Below are 15,330 nucleotides of genomic sequence, written 5' to 3'. Positions count from 1 at the left end.
AACTGCCTCTTTATAATGAACGGACGCCGTAACTTTCCAGATGGTCAGAGAGGCTGTCCTGTTGTTCGCCGCCGTTTACAAGCATGCGGCTCATTGCGGTAAACAAGGCGGCAGGCCCGTCTATTTTCGCTTCTGGAGTGGATTTGTTCGGAAAGATATTGTCGTTTTTGTCAGGCTTGACGGTGACGTTAGACATCATCCAGTTCATAACCGGATGATTGCTGTGATGAAAACGCCCGCCATAAACCAGAGACTCCACCTCTTTCATTGACTCAGAAAAGTTTCTGACCGTCTGCGGAACCTCCACCAGCGGTACCCCCTCTTCTGCCAGAGCCAGGCTAAACTGCGTTGCGCTCCAAGGGTCGAATCCTGTTTCCTTCAGGTTTTCGCCACTAATCCATTCCAGAAAATCAGCTTTAATCTGCGCATGATCGATAACATCACCATCGGTCAGTTCCAGCTTCCCAAGCTCAGCCCATTTGCGATACATCTGCGCCATTTGAGCGGAACATTTTTCCAGTCGTCCTTCGGGTAACCAGAATTTAAAGTCTGCGTGCGCATGACCGTTATCTGCCCGCCAGAGTTTTACTGCTGCGCAAATATCAATCTTGTGGGCCAGATCCACGCCAGCCCACATCGGGTAGGTTTTCAGCTCATGACGGGGGGCTATGAACTCACATTTTTCCCACTTAATCATATCCATCCAGGCTGACTCAGCGGTTACACAGATATTCATGTGTTTGGTGAAGAAGTTAACCCTGGCAGAAACCTGTTCTTTGGCCTTCTTAGCCAGGCGGCGAAGATCATCCCAGCGCTTACAGATACCCAGCCCGGGGTTAGCCTTTTGCCAGACCGTTTCATCAAACGGATCATCATCTTTATCCAGGGTGAAGATGATGGCGAAAAAGGTGTCATCCTTCACCGCGCCTTCCACTTCGCTGTTATAGCCACGCAGCACCTTAATGGCATAATCGCGCAGCTCGTAACAAATCCCTTCTTTGTTAAACCCGGCTGTCGTTATGCCAAACAGAAGAGACTGCAATCGTGCGCCGGTTGCAGTCTCCAGAACGTCCCAGACATCACGGGTCTTATGCGCATGAAGTTCGTCGACGATGCCACAATGGATATTGAGACCATCAAGATTGTTGGCATCAGAAGAAAGCGGTTCAAACTTGGATGCTGTCTGCTCCTGGTAGATCGCCAGTTTATTGAATTCAAACAGTCGCCCCAGTGTAGGTTTCGCTTTTTTAACCATGTTTTTCGCATCTTCAAAAACGATGCGAGCCTGATCCCGCGTTGTCGCTGCGGAATAAACCTCTGCCCCGCCCTCACCATCGGCGCCTGCCATATAAAGACCAACGCCAGAGGATAATGTCGATTTAGCATTTTTACGGGCAACTTCGTTATATGCCGTGCGAAACCTGCGGACCATTACCGGACGACCGCTGCCATCATTACGCAGCACAACTTCGCCTGTTTCTTCATTTACCAGAGGTATAACAAAACCGAAGATGTTGATCAGAATGAAAACATGCCAGTCCATCAACTCAATCGGCTGGCCTGCCAGTGCTCCTTTAACATGAGGCACGAATTTATAGAAATTGAGGATGTGCTGTGCGCGGGGCTCGCTGAAATAGATGCCACGTTCTTCACCGTGCTTCAGATCATCAAGAAATCGCTGACAGGAAAGACGGACAAATTCACAGGCAATAACCTCCCCGGCAACGACGCGTTCGGCGTAACGTATGCCATCAGTAACTTTTGCCATCAGTCCCTCGAATTTAGAAATTGACTTAACAGATCATCATCGTCTGGTTTGTCTTTACTGACCTTAGACCTGCTGGAAGGAGTCATACCAAACTCCGCTAACATCGCGCGAAGTCGCTTCCAGGCATCAGCTTTCATCATGGCTGCCGGATGCGGCTTGATCATGCGTATTTCACGTTCTTTCCCTTCATCAGCATCATCGTCGCTGTATACCGCATAGGTATAACCTTCCCGATCCAGCGTTTCACAATGATGGCGGTATTCCGTATATGCCTCTACCAGCAACTCCAGAGCCCTGGCATCCAGCTGAGATATGACGCCAATGGCATCAAGTTCTTCGGCCATCCGCTTAAACCAGTACTTCCCCTGCTTGTCGAAATGCTTGGGAATTGGGGGGACCCCTTTAGGTGGCTGCGGCTCGTTTTTGTTGATTGGTCGTTTGGAAGGGTTACCCCTCACCAAACGCAGATGGGTAGGGGTTTTCGGCGGTCCTGACATAATCGAAAACTCCTATTAATCATCGGCTGGGGGAACCCAAAAAAAGTTTTCTAACCTGCGGCGATGTGAAGAAAGGCTAGGCGGCGGTCCTTTGGGCTCTCGGCTACAGGGATTTGACCTCCCCCTCCCCTCCTCGCCCATTGATGATAATCACTATCATTTGAAGCGTTCGCGCCCTGTTTTCGAGCGGTGGCAAGGCCAGCACAGGCTTTCAAGGTTCGAATCATCATCGGTCCCCCCATGCGCCTTAGCCTTGATATGGTCAACGGTTGTGGCCGCGACAGCGCGTCCAGTACGCAGGCAGTTCTGACACAGATGGTTGTCACGCTTCAGGATACGGGCTCGTTTGATATCCCACTTACTGCCGTAGCCACGCTCATGGCGACTCTTACCCTGCTGGTGCTGTTGCCAGCCCTCATTGCGATGCTGCTCACAGTAGCCTGAACGGTCAGTAGTCGTACCGGGACAACCTCGCTTGCGACATGCGCGAGGGATTAACGCTGGCATGGTTCAATCCTCACGGAACCGTAAAGCGTTTGCCGCTTCACTTCACCGTTATCTGTCGTCATATAACCACGCTCATCGAGAACAGCAGCGATTACTTCGCCCTTCTCATCGTCAGCAGTGAAGACATGTTTAACTTCAATACCATCGAGAAAAACAGCGTATCGCTCTACACCGAGATTAATCTTCCTGCCGGGATCGTCATCTAATACAGTGAGACGCATATGACCTCCACAGGCTATCGACGGCACTGCTGCCAGATAACGCCACCGGGGAAACATTCCATCATAATGGCCTTGCGGACATGGGAAGTTAATTCATCCATTGCTTTCTTGTCTGCTGCCATTTGCTTTGCGACATCCAGCGCCGCACATTCAGCAGCATTTTTCAGCGAGTTACCAAGCACCGCTTCGAGATTGGTATCGACGCCAGAGTTAACTTCGAATTTGTCGGCGCTGATGGTTACCTGGTTCTGTGCCGGTTCATCACTGCGAGCACCAAAATTGATGTTGTAGATATTGGTCACCGGCTGAGGCTTTTCTAATTCGGCAGCGCGGATAGAACCACCAGCGATATTGGCTTCCTTGATGAATACCTCACCGTTCTTCACAACAAATGGTGAGGTATCAATCTCAACGCCAAGCGTCATCGAAGTGCAATATTGCTGCTTACCAAAACGCGTATTGACCAGATGTTCAACGGCAAATTTCTGACCTTCTGACGTCAGAAAGGTAAAGTGATTTTCTTTCTGGTATTCGGTTGCTGTGTGTCTGGTTTCAGCAAAACCAAGCTCGCGCAATTCGGCTGTGCCAGATTTAGAAGGCAGATCACCAGACAGCAACGCGCCACGGAAAAACAGCGCATAAAGCACTTCATTAGCAGCGCCAGATAGCGTAATGATTTTGTTACTCATGGTATTTTTCCTTTTACATGTGGATGTGTGATACGCATAAAAAAGCCCCGCTATTGCGAGGCCTGGGGTTATTTGTATCGCGACCCACTACCTGTGAATGACAAACAGCGATTTACATTTAGGGCAAAGTAACGCCTGTTGCTGGCGTACTTTCGTGGTCGAGTGTGTGGATTTATGTCCACATATCGGACACGTGACAGTCATATTGGCTACAAGCCCAACACGCTGCATTGCGTAATCGAAGAATGACATGATGGCTGACCTTTTAATGAATGTGGTTTATCATACCGCATTCCGTTCAATTATTAACCAATTACTGTCGTCCAACTAGCAAATGTGGATGCATAATGTACTCATGCTCAATAGCCAGTACATGCTTATTTTCTTTCATCTGGCGACTGCTGATTGCGAAGCTAATTGTTGGTTATTTGACTCTCTCACCGAGTCATGAATCCGCTCACACGTCATTCCAGCGCGGTAGCTTTCGTCAGCTCGTCCAGCATAATATCGAGCTTCTTCTGCAAGGCGTCCGAGCATGTCGGCGAGCAATCCTGCGTCGGCTCCGGCTGTTTTGCTTCTGACGGCAGCGGCAAGATCTGCGGTGTGCTTTGCGGCGTCCAGGCGGGCGGCAAGCTTTGTTGCTTCGGTACGCAACTGGCTAACAGTGGCAGACAGGCCAGCAGCAGTGGCAGCAGATTTTGCGGCTTGTGCTTGTGCATCTTTTACAGCCTCATCACGGGCAATAATTCGCCCTTGTTCAATCATGCGGGCGGCAGTCTGCGCGTTCGCGGTTTGCGACGATTCCACACCGTCACGCTCTGCCCACTTCTTTTCCCAACCGCGGCTGCTCCATACACTACCGGCGATGAATGCAACGGCCACCAGCAACGAAATAGCAATGAACTGATAGCGCAGGTTCACTGGTCTATCCCCCAGCACGTCAGCGCGCTTTCCTGATCCCGCCGTTCTACCTGTCCGTAGCAACCATTCTTCTGCCCTTTGGTCAGGCGACAATCGCGGCCACCGTCTTTTATCCACCAGCGGATCGCTTCACAGGCTCCTTTACGGTCGCCAGCATTGATGCGCTTATAGAACGTAGACGGGAAACATTTTCCGGGGCCGATGTTGTATGGACAGAAAGACGCGATCCCGGCTTTCTGTGGTTCGGTCAATGGTACCTTGATATTTCGCTCAACCCACGCCAGCGCTTTGTCGCGTTCTATGGCGTTTACCTGGGCGCATTTCTCAGAAGACAGCTTCATGCCCTGAACTACTGGCTTACCATCAACCATCGTGGCGCCACGGCAAATGGTCCAGAGTCCGCCACCGTCGCGGTATGCCGTAAGGCTATTACCCTCTTTCTCATTAAGAAACTGATCGAGAATAACGGGCGCGGAAGCCCCGGCAAGAATCAAACCAACGACCGCTGCGCTCAGTTTATTCTTCAGCTTTGGTGACATTGCCATTAAGCCGGTCCTCCCTTTCCTTTTTCCGGTAATACCAGTTCACTGCACAGGTGATTACCGTGCATGCGATACCGACAATAATTGCCCAGTCGCTCAGGCTTAACCCTGCAATTCTGTCGGCCAACATCCAGGACACCTCTTTTGCTGTTTTAGCTGTTTCGGCGTATGCCTTCGCTGATACACCGCAGCCGGTCAGCGTGGTTCCTGTTCCATATGAAAGTCTGCTGTAAATGGTGCTCATTCTGGTCATAGCCTCACCTCCGATTTTTCGGATGGCGCTGTAATAGTGGGAAGTTAGCCATAATTTGCATAGCTGCCATGTAAGTCAGCCCGCTTAGCGTTAAGCCATGCCATTAGCTCGGATAAATCATAAGAATACTTATGCCAACGTCGACCATTGCGCTGTATGTGAGCGACGTACCCACCGGATTTAAATGCGCATATGCCTTTTGGAAAGTAGGGGTCACCGTTGCTTTGCTTCCTCCTGTTCCAAGAGTTTTGACTCAGGGTGGCTAACCTTAGGTTCTCAATGAGATTGTTAGTCTTATTCCCATCGATATGGTCTATGCAAAACCCATCAGGTATCTCGCCGCGCGTGACTCCCCAGATAAATCGATGCAACTGGAATTTTTTATTTAATACGGTGATGACCAGATACCCAGATGGATGCATCGTGACCGCGGGAAATTCCCCGGACCTTTTCCGCCCAATATTTTTCTTACATATCAAAAATGATGGCGAACCTGGGTGATAGGAAAAATAATCTTCGTATTTGATTTCCATGCGTGACCCTTTAGTGAATAAGTCTCGTTGCCCAGAAACACCGCCCACAGAGAAGCCGCCGCTTATAACGGTGGTCCTCCGAGACTCATTCCTGAAAGGCTCTGTGTTGCTGAAGCGCCGGGCATGGCGCTGTGTGTGATGAAAAGGTCAGGCTTCACGGGCTGGATTTATCAACAAAGCACGTAGCGGATGATTCCCGTGAGCCTGAAATAGAAAAGGCCACGCAAATGCGCAGCCTGTAACCAGAAATCAATATTGTCTTTACATCAATTTTTCTTAAGGTTAAATTCTTCTGACAAGTTGATGAAAGACAACTTGAATATTAGCTATTTGTTCTCTGTTATGCCCGCAACCCAATGCGGGCTTTTTTTCGCCCTGCTAAAAGTTCCACCGTTGTGAGCCTTTTTGCTATGCAATAATGGATGCGTGGTGCCGGGTGTCTCCCGGTGATCCTTTGGCTGACAACCCATGCCTCACGAACATTTCACAACGGGATATAGAAAAGGCCATGCATTTGCATAGCCCTGAAAGATGTTTATGCTTTATTAATTCGCTGGAATATCTGGCATGGCGCGATCCATAGAAGAGCTAATTAACGCCTTAATAGCGTTGCATACCTGATAAAATCCACCCAGCTGAGATGAGACAGAAAAACGGGAGACGTCGTCTCCTGAGCCTACTTCAGCATAAAATGATGAGTTCTCATACCAGAGTGAGATGCTTACGCCCTGCCTGTAGCCACCTGTTAGCGGAGAATCATCAAGAGTGGTTGCAATCACGAAATTCAAGTGGTAACGGCTGTCCATATTGAGTTGGGGGATTAAGACAGGAAAGAACTTCCCCTCCTCCTCCCAAATACCAATGTCCACATAAGGCCATCTTGTTCCGTCAGAACCAGTCCACTCACGAGATGTAAGATCAAGAGAACCTGAATACTCTCGTAGTAGTTCGCTCGCCTTCTCCTGAAGTTTATCCTGTAACTTCCATTGCGCCTCGACCAGTTTAGTGCGTTTTTCTTTCAGATCCTTAAATGTTAATTCCATGCCACTCTCCAGACAACTTTTGAAAGGAATCTGCATAGTAACTCACCCTGAAAGCACATGGTTATATTTCACTTACACTGAGTGCGGAAAGCAAAAACCCCGCCGAATGGCAGGGTTCATAATCAGTTTCATTTGGATGCACGTATCCATGATTAGAAGCATACACGACAACTTCGGACAAAATCAAGTCCTGCGTCGCGAAAATGCTAAATATCACGCGTATCGTCACACAAACTGGTCATATACTGAAAAGCTGAATCAGCTTTACGTTCTTCCCTGCGACAGATATCTACCAGCGATTCCATAAACGGTTTCCAGTTGCGGGTCCATGTTCTGACGTGCAGATCCGGGACACGCTTCAGAATCGCTTTATATGCCGCAGTAGACGGCACCGATGAAAAACCGTTTCCAGAGCAGCGCTCACAGGTTTTAAACACCGGCGCACCACGTTCTGTTGTCGCGATGCGGTCGAGCACCTCCCCCTTTCCACCACAACGGCATCGGGCGCTTATCGTTCCTTTCCCTTCACAAGCGTCACAGACAGCAGGCACAATCTCTGTAACTTCTGTCCACAACTCCCAGTCTGACGGACGAACTGCGCGAGAGCAGCTGGCCCAGTATGGTGCTTTACCCCACGGGTAAGATACTTTGCGCGTGGTTTGTGTGCGGGATGTTCTCCCGCTGCCGCTGCAGGTGTGACACATCACGCTGGTGGCCGCCGAACGCGAGTATTCAGCAAAGGCAAATTGCGCCAGCATCAGCATGCACCATCCCAACTCACCATCGGCTGCTTTGCGCACATTCTTTGGTGCCGTCTCCATTGCGTGGCGTGCCAGCGCCTGAACTGCGAGCTGCTCATCGCTTTTACTGATCCCGGTCTTACCAAAGAAGGCAGCCAGACCAAACCGCGCGCGGCTGCTGGTGGTACCAATGGCCGCCATAACATCAGTGCCGGTGATACGATCCGGAGAGGTTCCTTTCACGTCGTCGCTGATGTGCATTCCCTGAGGGCTGAAATGTTTGAGTGATGCTTCCAGTTTCATTGGGTAGTGTCTCCCTTCTCGGCAGTGCCAAACCATCCAGGATGCGCCCACTGAATATCGGTAACTTTATGGCCTTTCCCCCATAGCGATATCGATCGCATTGCAACGTAGTGCATAATGATTTTTTCATGCTCTCGCCACTCATCATCAGGAGTGTCTTCAACAAATTCAGCGATGGCGTCAGCAATAAGACCGAAACACTCAGGGAAATCACTATGACCGATTGCGATGTCTTTTGCTGTTTCCTGAAGCTCCAAAAAACGCTGCTTGGTAAAGAGATACGACATTTCTCTAATTAGGCGATCCATTTTAATACCTCGTTGCGTTGGTGGCTTCCCACTCAATATCAAGTTCACTTTGCTGTTTGCCGGCCAAGTAATTGAAGGGCCCTTTATCACCCTCGATAAACTGGTGTGAGCGGGAATCAAAGTTAGCCCCTATGTCTCCGATCCAGCCCTCCCCTTCACGTTGTTTCAACAGGCGAATCATCGAGGCGGGCATTTGGATAGCAGTCTGTTCGTCCTTATCAAGACTCTCATACCCCATTCTTTCAGCTTTGCGCTGGGCCAGTTCGCGCGGGATATTACGCCAGACCGCCATAACGTTGTCGGGCATGTCAGTTAAAGCGCCAGTGCCTTTAACATCCATTTTCCCGGTCGGTGCCGCTTCGTTGGTTTTGCGGGCGTGCGTCACCAGAAGGACGTGACAGTTATGTTCGTTTTTGAAGTCACACAGGGTGTCGATAAATTCTTTCTGTCCGCCGTAGTCCTCCTCATCGAGCCCGCATTTCGCCAGGTTGTCGATAACGAACAGATCGATTCCATACCGACGCCGGGCATAGGCGAAGATTTCCAGCAGACGGCCAGCTTTCGCGGTGCCGGTGAGTTTGAACACCCACAGACGATCGGAGAACCATTCGTTCGTCATAACGATTTCTTCGCGCTTCGGTGATGCGGTACAGATAGTCTGCCGCGTCAGACGAGCCAACATTTTCCCTGGCTTCAGTTCCAGAGAGGCGATGCACGTCCGAATCCCCTGATTCATAGCAGCAACTGCGATATGGCCAACCAGTTCGGTCTTGCCGTGACCATTCACGCCATTTACCAGCGTCAGTTCTCCGGCGCGAAATTTGAAATTGTAATTCAGCGAGGTCCATGGGCTGGTGAACAAGCCAACATCGCGATGCTCAAACGCTTCAATGGTTTCCTGAAGTAAATCACCTGCCGAGCACAGTTCATCTGGATCGAAAAATTTAGCGCGTTCCATGTGCTCCAGGATGGACTCACTGTCCATGCCGCTCATCAGGCAATCGTTGATATCCTTGTGCGGGAGTTCAACCAGGCGGCAGCGATGCTCGCCAAGTCGTCTGGCAATTTCCTTTGCAGCTTCACGGCCGACATCGTCGTTATCCAGGCAAAGCCAGATCTCCTGAAAGCGATCCAGATTGTGGTACTCATATTCAATCCACTGCTGTTTGGCACCCTTGCCGCCGCCAAAGGGAACAGAAAGCGCGTCGTAACCAAGCTGCGTGAAAGTCATACAGTCAATCTCGCCTTCGCACAGAACAACCAGACGCGTGGATTTGTCCAGGGCCTGCCAACCAAAGAGACATGGCTCGCAATCCGCCTCAGCCATAATTATCTTTTTGCCGTTTGGTCTTTCAGTACCTATGCGTTTTACTTGCAGCAGTTCGCCATTCCGGATGTACGGGAATGCCACGGCGGGTACTTCTCGATTTTCTTCGTGATACCAGACCACCGCATCAGACACACGGAACAGATCCGCCGTCTCGCGGGTGATTCCTCGCGTAGCCAGGTAGTCGTAACAATTGCTCGCTTTTTTCACGCCCTTCTTCGTCGGCCTGGAGAATGTTTTTTTCTTCGCCTCGAAATGGTGATCGTCGTCTTTCAGACCGAGAAATTCTTTTGCCTCACGCATCGCATCATGCAGCTGGCAGTTGCGTACCAACACCCACAAATCAAGCAGATCACCACTGTCGCCGCTGGCGAAGTCTGCCCACGTTTTTTTGCCACCGATGTTAATTTTAAGGCTCTTTCCGGCGTCACCGTTGGTATTCCCAACACACCATTCTTTGCCTTCCAGGTGACCTTTTGGCAGCAGGTACTTTGCAACCCTTTCGGCGTTGTCCCATAATTTTTCTGAAAGTTCGGCGGGCGTCATGCTCACTCACTCCGTAAATCAAATTTAACAAAACACCATGTCACGAATTCCTCGCTCAGAACGCCGTGGTTATAACCTGCAATCAGCACGCTCTTGAGGAATGGTTTCATTGGCGATACCCACCGCGCTTCATGCGCTCGATAGCGGCCTGGTTGATAAATACCTCCGCTGTTCCATCTCCAGATGGTGTGCACCATGACCCAGCTGGCGGTTGACTTGCGGTCAGCGTTTCGTTTTCAGCTAGTGACATTGCGGGCTTGTTGGGCACACGATCCGGGAACAATCCCTGCCAGCCTCCAGCAATTGAGCGTCGGATCACTTCATCGGCATTCTGATGGCCTGCAAGCTGCTTAGCCTGGTATGCGCAGGTTGTTTCCGTCAGCGGTTGACGCTTCTCCCGGCGAAATTTAATCCAGTCCAGCCAGATTTCAGCGCTGACGTTTTCAGGTTTTAGCCATGCAGGGTCGAAAGAAGATTTTTTCTGGCGCTTTGCGCGCACTTCTTGTGGTTCATGATCTTTTACTTGTGGATCATGTTTTAAACCTTGTGGATCATGTCCCCCAGAATCTGACGGGTCAAAATGGTTGTTTTTGCCAGAATCTGACGGGTCAAGTGCACTTGAGTCACTCATTTCTGACGCGTCAAAATCTGACTTGTCAGAATCCGATACGTCAGAATCTGACGGGTCAAAATGGTTGTTTTTGCGTCGTTCCAGACGAAGAGCAGATCTCTCCCGAAGTGCAATTTCTTCAAGTTTTTCGACATTCAGAAAGTACATATTTGATGTATTGCGGTTACCATTCCGGCGATTCTCACGTCGAAGCCATTTCTCTGATTCAAGTTCAGCAATGGCTGTTCGTATGGTGCTCTCCCCCGCGCCAAGTTGGCGGGCAATGGTTTTTATGCCAGGATAGCTTTTCCCATCATCACTGGAATAATCAGCCAGGCGTACCATAACCATTAGCCGCGTCCCCTTGACACCAGAAACAGCGCAGGCATCCCAGACATAGCCCTGTAGTTTGCTGCTCATGATGTTAACCTCTTGAAATACTGTTGAAACTTCCAGACCGGTTGCATGCACTCATGCGGGTATCCGGGCCGAGTGAAATAAACCTGCTGCTTTTCCCGGTTCCATCCGGTGACATGCACAACAACACCTCGCGGATCGCGATAATCGATATCGAGTGACTTAATCGGATCTTGTGATGTGTTCGCGTGTGACATGTCACACCTCTGAGGAGGGATGTGGGAATAATTTAGGTTTATCCGGCCTTAACTCATACGCTGGGATTCCAGTCAAAGCTGAAACATCAGGCACATGATCCACCCCAACAACACCAACCTTCCTCCAGCGAGAAACGGATGGCTGCTTAACACCTATCGCGCGGGCTAAAGCATTAACCCCGCCAGCAGCGTCAATAGCTCTCTCAATTGCTGATTTCATTTTCTTTACCCACTCCATATGATTGCTATCGATTGATAATAGCAATTGCTATTGGAATGAGCAATAGACTTGTTTATCATGCGAGACTAGAATGCAATAGCGGAGGCTATAAAAATGCAAGAGAGTAAACTTAAGACACTGGCTGACAGACTTAATTACGCAATGAATGAGATGGGCATGAGCCAAGGGCAATTAGCCAAAGCAGCAGATATGGCTCAGCCAACCATATGGCGCATAACATCTGGCAATGCCAGAGGAACAACAAAAATCGTTGAAATAGCGAATGCTTTAGGTGTTCGCTCGGAGTGGTTGTCAAACGGGACTGGTCCAATGAGAGTTGATGCCAAACGAGCAACCTCCGAAATTACCAACAAAACAGACCCAAACATCTTCAGAGTTGACGTACTAGACCTCACGGTTAGTGCAGGCCCAGGAATAATTAACAGCGAATTCGTGGAGGTGTTGCGCTCCGTGGAATACTCAGTTGAAGATGCACGTCAAATGTTTAACGGACGAAAACAGGAACAGATACGCATCATCAACGTTCGCGGCGATAGCATGTCCGGAACAATTGAGCCTGGTGATCTGCTTTTCGTCGATATCAGCGTTCAACACTTTGACGGCGACGGTATTTACGCATTCATATACGACGATACGTCGCACGTTAAGCGTTTGCAGAAGATGAAAGACAAGCTCTTGGTTATCTCTGACAACCATACCTATCGACCATGGGACCCAATCGAGAAAGAAGAGATGAACAAAATATTCATATTCGGAAAGGTGATCGGCAGCATGCCACAGACGTACAGAAAGCATGGTTAAACCAGGGAAAAGACAATGACACTCCCAGCAACAGAAAGTGAATAGAGTCCAACCCGGCCGCCGTGCCGGGTTTTTATTTACCTCACTCGCTACCTATTCAGCTCCCCATAATTTCACAACGTTGGACGCTATCCGCAATTCAACAAATGCCAATACCTGTTTTTTATTTTTGATATCAATCACATAAAAAATAATAGCAATACATATAGCAATACCTATTGCAATAAGTAATAGCAAGTTCTATCATTAACCCATCAAGTTAACGTAGAGGTGATAGGAAATGACAGAAGCGATAAAAACATTTAAGGGGCTATCCACTCGCCCACGCGATGCTTTCAAGAATATGTCCTTAATCATTGAAGCTGCTAGTTTGTTATCTGCAACTAACGATGACAAGTATCGTGAAATCAGCGACACCCTCCTTGCATTTGTTTGTAATTATGCAAATGAGGCCCACCAGAACGAATCTGAGAAACGCCAATGAAAACCTTCAAAGGGCTCACCCTAGAGCCGGAAACCGCTTTTCGTCAGATAGCCGCGATGATTGAAACTGGATTAATTATTTCGGTTATCGATATAGAAGAAAAATCGGATCTTGGTGATTGTATTTTTTACTTAGCAAAGCAATACGCTGAGGCTGCTCATGATTACGCAATGGAGAATAGAAAATGAAAACTCCCGTCGAAATAGTCGAAAGTGTCGCAGCTGATATTGTGGAAAACACCTCGTTACTTGAGGTTATTTATCGTAACTACGAGCTTCCGCCAGAAGCCGATAACGCAATTGCATGCCTTATTCGCTCAATGCAGAAAACACTGGATGGTGTTAATGAATACGTCACTATGCTACCCCCGGAAAGCATTACCCGGAACGCCAGCGCCAATAATTCATCCGCAGGAGCAAGCAAGAGATTAACATCTGGCGTGCTTAACAACTGGGCTACAGAAGCCGGAAACTGCAAAATGGCGGTTTGTAATGCGATGGACTGCATTCCGCAGGAATTATCTGCAATAGGAACTCTGACTATCGTTTTTGAAAAGCTCGACGAGCTACAAGAAGTAATCAGCAAGAAAGCTGAAAAAATAAACTCGTAATTAACAAATAAATAATTAACGCCTTAACTGGTGTGGCATCACTCACCCTGAGGAAATGCAAATGAATATTATCGTCAGAAGTGAAATCGTGAATAACAAAGTCCATCCAGCCAATCAGGATGGCGACTTTCTTTACATAAATAAAGCCCACAAAACAGCAGAGTGTGCCAATAAATATGCGCATGAGCTGCGTGCTGAATTTACCCAGTTACTTATGCCCGCAATCACACGCACTGATGTGAAGGTAGCAGGAAGATTCACCTCGTTACTTAATGAGCTTTGCTTCATGACCCAAATGACCATGGAGAACACCTCAAAAAATGGGGGGGGCAATAATGACGTTTCTGAAAGATAAAGCAGCACACAACACAGCAAAACTTTTTGCCTCTTATGGAAATAGTTATCTGCATATTGCAAACCTTTTTCTGCGCAAGGCTTACGGGCGGTAATGACAATGAAAAACAACACCATTGAAATTTATCGCCGCCGCATTGCTATTGCGACATTAAATCGAATGAAGCGTAAGACAGGAGGTTATTGCCTATCCGTAAATATGCCCGATAACAATATTCAGGTTATCGAGATTAACGAAGAATCAATGATGAAACTTTTGCTGCGCTTCGAAAAACAGGCTCGGACTGAATTCAACACAGAAGCGGAAACATTTCTTCGCCAGACGTATATGAAAAGCGTCGATATCAATGGACACACCGAATATCTGACCGAAACCGGAAAGATGATTGTTGACGAGATTTTTGCGGAATTAATTAAACACGCGAAAGAGAAATACGTATGTGGAGGAATTAACTGATGGCCTCACAACAAACAATTATTCACGGAATGCAGATCCCCCCCCCCAGTCCTCAACGTGGATCTGCATGTGCTTCCGGATTTCACCGGACGCGTGGTTCTTTACATCGAAAAAGGGCGTGTGACATGCGACCGCCGGCTGCTCGACGACGAACATATTTGCGCACTGGACACTTTTATCGAAATGGCCCGCGAAGCCGGGTTACGTATACAGGAGCTAACTGGTGGCACTGACAGCAATTCGAATACCTGAACGCGTACACCTGCAGGCGATGCAGGTCCTGCTGCGATACCGGCGGAAACGAGTATATGCACGACGTATGCGACGCACCGGATTTCTCAGTCTGAAGGTTAATCCGCGCTGGCGGATGCTATCGAAAGACAATGGCCGCAATTGGGAAGTAATGAGTCATGAAACATATAACGGAGAATTAAAACGATGAGTACCAACAAAAACGACAACGTAAAGCAGCTAGTTGCCCGACTGAAAGAAATGCAGGAGCAGTCCGGTACGCACATCCCCGCGTGGATGCTCGATGAAAATCGTTACGGCAAAGGTACGCTGACAACTGAAGAACAGCATGAATGGGCTGAAACCGTTTGTCACTCCATGCGCGGAACTGTTGCCCTGCTTTACCTGATTGAATGTGAAAAACGCTGGGGCCTCCGAGACGGTGAGTATCAGTTTAAAACCGGTGAGTTTGTTTTTGGCTTAACGCGGGGGCTTATCGAGAACCTGCTTATTGAACACGTAGAAGGCGCACTGATCGAGCAAAAACCACAGGAAAGATATCTGGCTGTATTCAAGTTCTACTCCGCCAACGATCAGCGCATGAAAGAAGATGGTCATTCGTGGTTTGCAGAGTTTTTAGACGACATCTTTACGGATCTTGCCACTCGCGTTCGCGCTGGGGAAGTAACACCCGTTCAACACATTTTACACTGAGGGAAATAACGATGAA

General features: G+C 48.7%; 25 protein-coding genes and 1 pseudogene. 10 read left to right on the top strand and 16 right to left on the bottom strand.

Annotation, left to right across the window (positions count from 1 at the left end):
- Positions 1-10 precede the first annotated feature (10 nt).
- The 3 genes from HV302_RS10670 to HV302_RS10660 all read right to left on the bottom strand — a co-directional run bounded on the left by HV302_RS10670 (position 11) and on the right by HV302_RS10660 (position 2,772).
- Entirely contained in the window at positions 11-1,768 is a 1,758-nt protein-coding gene (locus HV302_RS10670) for a terminase large subunit (RefSeq protein ID WP_181627313.1), read from the bottom strand.
- Positions 1,768-2,265, bottom strand: a complete 498-nt coding sequence (locus HV302_RS10665) for a phage terminase small subunit P27 family (RefSeq protein ID WP_181627312.1) — start codon at positions 2,263-2,265, stop codon at positions 1,768-1,770. The genes HV302_RS10670 and HV302_RS10665 overlap by 1 nt, the downstream gene beginning before the upstream one ends.
- Positions 2,266-2,421: 156 nt before the next feature.
- Positions 2,422-2,772: an HNH endonuclease gene (locus HV302_RS10660; RefSeq protein ID WP_048217952.1), complete on the bottom strand. Its 351-nt coding sequence runs from the start codon at positions 2,770-2,772 to the stop codon at positions 2,422-2,424.
- Here HV302_RS10660 and HV302_RS10655 point away from each other — a divergent pair.
- Positions 2,748-2,978: a hypothetical protein gene (locus HV302_RS10655; RefSeq protein WP_181627311.1), complete on the top strand. Its 231-nt coding sequence runs from the start codon at positions 2,748-2,750 to the stop codon at positions 2,976-2,978. The genes HV302_RS10660 and HV302_RS10655 overlap by 25 nt on opposite strands.
- Positions 2,979-3,007: 29 nt before the next feature.
- Here HV302_RS10655 and HV302_RS10650 read toward each other — a convergent pair whose 3' ends face one another.
- From HV302_RS10650 to HV302_RS10595, 13 genes are all read right to left on the bottom strand, one after another.
- A complete protein-coding gene (locus HV302_RS10650; protein ID WP_136398002.1) occupies positions 3,008-3,682 on the bottom strand; it encodes a phage tail tip fiber protein in 675 nt (224 codons plus the stop codon).
- 87 nt (positions 3,683-3,769) lie between these two features.
- Positions 3,770-3,886 (bottom strand): YnfU family zinc-binding protein, encoded by a 117-nt coding sequence (locus tag HV302_RS28015; protein ID WP_233592382.1) that lies wholly within the window; start codon positions 3,884-3,886, stop codon positions 3,770-3,772.
- Between the two features lie 183 nt (positions 3,887-4,069).
- Positions 4,070-4,603 (bottom strand): DUF2514 domain-containing protein, encoded by a 534-nt coding sequence (locus HV302_RS10645; RefSeq protein ID WP_136398000.1) that lies wholly within the window; start codon positions 4,601-4,603, stop codon positions 4,070-4,072.
- Positions 4,600-5,148 (bottom strand): lysozyme, encoded by a 549-nt coding sequence (locus HV302_RS10640; RefSeq protein ID WP_136398001.1) that lies wholly within the window; start codon positions 5,146-5,148, stop codon positions 4,600-4,602. The genes HV302_RS10645 and HV302_RS10640 overlap by 4 nt, the downstream gene beginning before the upstream one ends.
- Entirely contained in the window at positions 5,120-5,398 is a 279-nt protein-coding gene (locus HV302_RS10635) for a phage holin (protein WP_003832349.1), read from the bottom strand. The genes HV302_RS10640 and HV302_RS10635 overlap by 29 nt, the downstream gene beginning before the upstream one ends.
- 44 nt (positions 5,399-5,442) lie before the next feature.
- Positions 5,443-5,931 (bottom strand): HNH endonuclease, encoded by a 489-nt coding sequence (locus HV302_RS10630; RefSeq protein ID WP_071701194.1) that lies wholly within the window; start codon positions 5,929-5,931, stop codon positions 5,443-5,445.
- Positions 5,932-6,476: 545 nt separating this feature from the next.
- Complete coding sequence (locus HV302_RS10625) at positions 6,477-6,974, bottom strand: hypothetical protein (RefSeq protein ID WP_000423994.1); 498 nt, start codon at positions 6,972-6,974, stop codon at positions 6,477-6,479.
- A gap of 206 nt (positions 6,975-7,180) precedes the next feature.
- Positions 7,181-8,017: an antitermination protein gene (locus HV302_RS10620; RefSeq protein WP_181627310.1), complete on the bottom strand. Its 837-nt coding sequence runs from the start codon at positions 8,015-8,017 to the stop codon at positions 7,181-7,183.
- The gene (locus HV302_RS10615; RefSeq protein WP_181627309.1) at positions 8,014-8,325 is read right to left on the bottom strand and encodes a hypothetical protein; all 312 of its coding nucleotides are present in this window, start codon (positions 8,323-8,325) and stop codon (positions 8,014-8,016) included. Before HV302_RS10615 ends, HV302_RS10620 begins: the two co-directional genes overlap by 4 nt.
- A gap of 1 nt (position 8,326) precedes the next feature.
- A complete protein-coding gene (locus HV302_RS10610; RefSeq protein ID WP_178317575.1) occupies positions 8,327-10,198 on the bottom strand; it encodes a toprim domain-containing protein in 1,872 nt (623 codons plus the stop codon).
- Between the two features lie 106 nt (positions 10,199-10,304).
- Entirely contained in the window at positions 10,305-11,228 is a 924-nt protein-coding gene (locus HV302_RS10605; RefSeq protein ID WP_080100504.1) for a helix-turn-helix domain-containing protein, read from the bottom strand.
- Complete coding sequence (locus HV302_RS10600; RefSeq protein ID WP_080100505.1) at positions 11,225-11,422, bottom strand: DUF4222 domain-containing protein; 198 nt, start codon at positions 11,420-11,422, stop codon at positions 11,225-11,227. Before HV302_RS10600 ends, HV302_RS10605 begins: the two co-directional genes overlap by 4 nt.
- A gap of 1 nt (position 11,423) precedes the next feature.
- The gene (locus tag HV302_RS10595; RefSeq protein WP_220131624.1) at positions 11,424-11,660 is read right to left on the bottom strand and encodes a transcriptional regulator; all 237 of its coding nucleotides are present in this window, start codon (positions 11,658-11,660) and stop codon (positions 11,424-11,426) included.
- Between the two features lie 96 nt (positions 11,661-11,756).
- On the opposite strand from HV302_RS10595, the gene HV302_RS10590 reads away from it, so the two are divergent.
- The 9 genes and pseudogenes from HV302_RS10590 to HV302_RS10555 all read left to right on the top strand — a co-directional run bounded on the left by HV302_RS10590 (position 11,757) and on the right by HV302_RS10555 (position 15,314).
- Entirely contained in the window at positions 11,757-12,464 is a 708-nt protein-coding gene (locus tag HV302_RS10590; protein WP_016150506.1) for an XRE family transcriptional regulator, read from the top strand.
- 280 nt (positions 12,465-12,744) lie between these two features.
- On the top strand, positions 12,745-12,948 hold the full coding sequence (locus HV302_RS10585) for a hypothetical protein (RefSeq protein ID WP_016150507.1): 204 nt from the start codon (positions 12,745-12,747) through the stop codon (positions 12,946-12,948).
- The gene (locus tag HV302_RS10580) at positions 12,945-13,136 is read left to right on the top strand and encodes a hypothetical protein (RefSeq protein ID WP_094542907.1); all 192 of its coding nucleotides are present in this window, start codon (positions 12,945-12,947) and stop codon (positions 13,134-13,136) included. The genes HV302_RS10585 and HV302_RS10580 overlap by 4 nt, the downstream gene beginning before the upstream one ends.
- Positions 13,133-13,558, top strand: a complete 426-nt coding sequence (locus HV302_RS10575) for a hypothetical protein (RefSeq protein WP_071701006.1) — start codon at positions 13,133-13,135, stop codon at positions 13,556-13,558. Before HV302_RS10580 ends, HV302_RS10575 begins: the two co-directional genes overlap by 4 nt.
- 61 nt (positions 13,559-13,619) lie before the next feature.
- Entirely contained in the window at positions 13,620-13,913 is a 294-nt protein-coding gene (locus tag HV302_RS10570) for a hypothetical protein (protein ID WP_181627308.1), read from the top strand.
- A gap of 99 nt (positions 13,914-14,012) precedes the next feature.
- A complete protein-coding gene (locus HV302_RS10565) occupies positions 14,013-14,369 on the top strand; it encodes a hypothetical protein (RefSeq protein ID WP_032948002.1) in 357 nt (118 codons plus the stop codon).
- Positions 14,369-14,621 (top strand): annotated as a pseudogene (locus HV302_RS10560) (hypothetical protein). Before HV302_RS10565 ends, HV302_RS10560 begins: the two are co-directional and overlap by 1 nt.
- Positions 14,622-14,640: 19 nt before the next feature.
- Positions 14,641-14,811, top strand: coding sequence for a ParE family toxin-like protein (locus HV302_RS28275; protein WP_420022591.1), 171 nt, complete (start codon positions 14,641-14,643; stop codon positions 14,809-14,811).
- A complete protein-coding gene (locus tag HV302_RS10555; RefSeq protein ID WP_088902159.1) occupies positions 14,808-15,314 on the top strand; it encodes a hypothetical protein in 507 nt (168 codons plus the stop codon). The genes HV302_RS28275 and HV302_RS10555 overlap by 4 nt, the downstream gene beginning before the upstream one ends.
- The last annotated feature ends 16 nt before the right edge of the window (positions 15,315-15,330 follow it).

This window comes from Citrobacter sp. RHBSTW-00859, from assembly GCF_013729795.1.
GTDB lineage: Bacteria > Pseudomonadota > Gammaproteobacteria > Enterobacterales > Enterobacteriaceae > Citrobacter > Citrobacter braakii.
The sequence above is the reverse complement of the archived record's forward strand: the minus strand, read 5'-3'. Positions and strand labels throughout refer to the sequence as shown.

Coding starts and splice junctions, on each gene's coding strand:
- HV302_RS10650 (WP_136398002.1), bottom strand. CDS start 3,682: ATGAGTAACAAAATCATTACGCTATCTGGCGCTGCTAATGAAGTGCTT.
- HV302_RS10555 (WP_088902159.1), top strand. CDS start 14,808: ATGAGTACCAACAAAAACGACAACGTAAAGCAGCTAGTTGCCCGACTG.
- HV302_RS10640 (WP_136398001.1), bottom strand. CDS start 5,148: ATGGCAATGTCACCAAAGCTGAAGAATAAACTGAGCGCAGCGGTCGTT.
- HV302_RS10595 (WP_220131624.1), bottom strand. CDS start 11,660: ATGGAGTGGGTAAAGAAAATGAAATCAGCAATTGAGAGAGCTATTGAC.
- HV302_RS10610 (WP_178317575.1), bottom strand. CDS start 10,198: ATGACGCCCGCCGAACTTTCAGAAAAATTATGGGACAACGCCGAAAGG.
- HV302_RS10670 (WP_181627313.1), bottom strand. CDS start 1,768: ATGGCAAAAGTTACTGATGGCATACGTTACGCCGAACGCGTCGTTGCC.
- HV302_RS10655 (WP_181627311.1), top strand. CDS start 2,748: ATGCGCGAGGGATTAACGCTGGCATGGTTCAATCCTCACGGAACCGTA.
- HV302_RS10635 (WP_003832349.1), bottom strand. CDS start 5,398: ATGACCAGAATGAGCACCATTTACAGCAGACTTTCATATGGAACAGGA.
- HV302_RS28015 (WP_233592382.1), bottom strand. CDS start 3,886: ATGACTGTCACGTGTCCGATATGTGGACATAAATCCACACACTCGACC.
- HV302_RS28275 (WP_420022591.1), top strand. CDS start 14,641: ATGCAGGTCCTGCTGCGATACCGGCGGAAACGAGTATATGCACGACGT.
- HV302_RS10615 (WP_181627309.1), bottom strand. CDS start 8,325: ATGGATCGCCTAATTAGAGAAATGTCGTATCTCTTTACCAAGCAGCGT.
- HV302_RS10625 (WP_000423994.1), bottom strand. CDS start 6,974: ATGGAATTAACATTTAAGGATCTGAAAGAAAAACGCACTAAACTGGTC.
- HV302_RS10660 (WP_048217952.1), bottom strand. CDS start 2,772: ATGCCAGCGTTAATCCCTCGCGCATGTCGCAAGCGAGGTTGTCCCGGT.
- HV302_RS10570 (WP_181627308.1), top strand. CDS start 13,620: ATGAATATTATCGTCAGAAGTGAAATCGTGAATAACAAAGTCCATCCA.
- HV302_RS10565 (WP_032948002.1), top strand. CDS start 14,013: ATGAAAAACAACACCATTGAAATTTATCGCCGCCGCATTGCTATTGCG.
- HV302_RS10605 (WP_080100504.1), bottom strand. CDS start 11,228: ATGAGCAGCAAACTACAGGGCTATGTCTGGGATGCCTGCGCTGTTTCT.
- HV302_RS10580 (WP_094542907.1), top strand. CDS start 12,945: ATGAAAACCTTCAAAGGGCTCACCCTAGAGCCGGAAACCGCTTTTCGT.
- HV302_RS10620 (WP_181627310.1), bottom strand. CDS start 8,017: ATGAAACTGGAAGCATCACTCAAACATTTCAGCCCTCAGGGAATGCAC.
- HV302_RS10630 (WP_071701194.1), bottom strand. CDS start 5,931: ATGGAAATCAAATACGAAGATTATTTTTCCTATCACCCAGGTTCGCCA.
- HV302_RS10585 (WP_016150507.1), top strand. CDS start 12,745: ATGACAGAAGCGATAAAAACATTTAAGGGGCTATCCACTCGCCCACGC.
- HV302_RS10590 (WP_016150506.1), top strand. CDS start 11,757: ATGCAAGAGAGTAAACTTAAGACACTGGCTGACAGACTTAATTACGCA.
- HV302_RS10575 (WP_071701006.1), top strand. CDS start 13,133: ATGAAAACTCCCGTCGAAATAGTCGAAAGTGTCGCAGCTGATATTGTG.
- HV302_RS10665 (WP_181627312.1), bottom strand. CDS start 2,265: ATGTCAGGACCGCCGAAAACCCCTACCCATCTGCGTTTGGTGAGGGGT.
- HV302_RS10600 (WP_080100505.1), bottom strand. CDS start 11,422: ATGTCACACGCGAACACATCACAAGATCCGATTAAGTCACTCGATATC.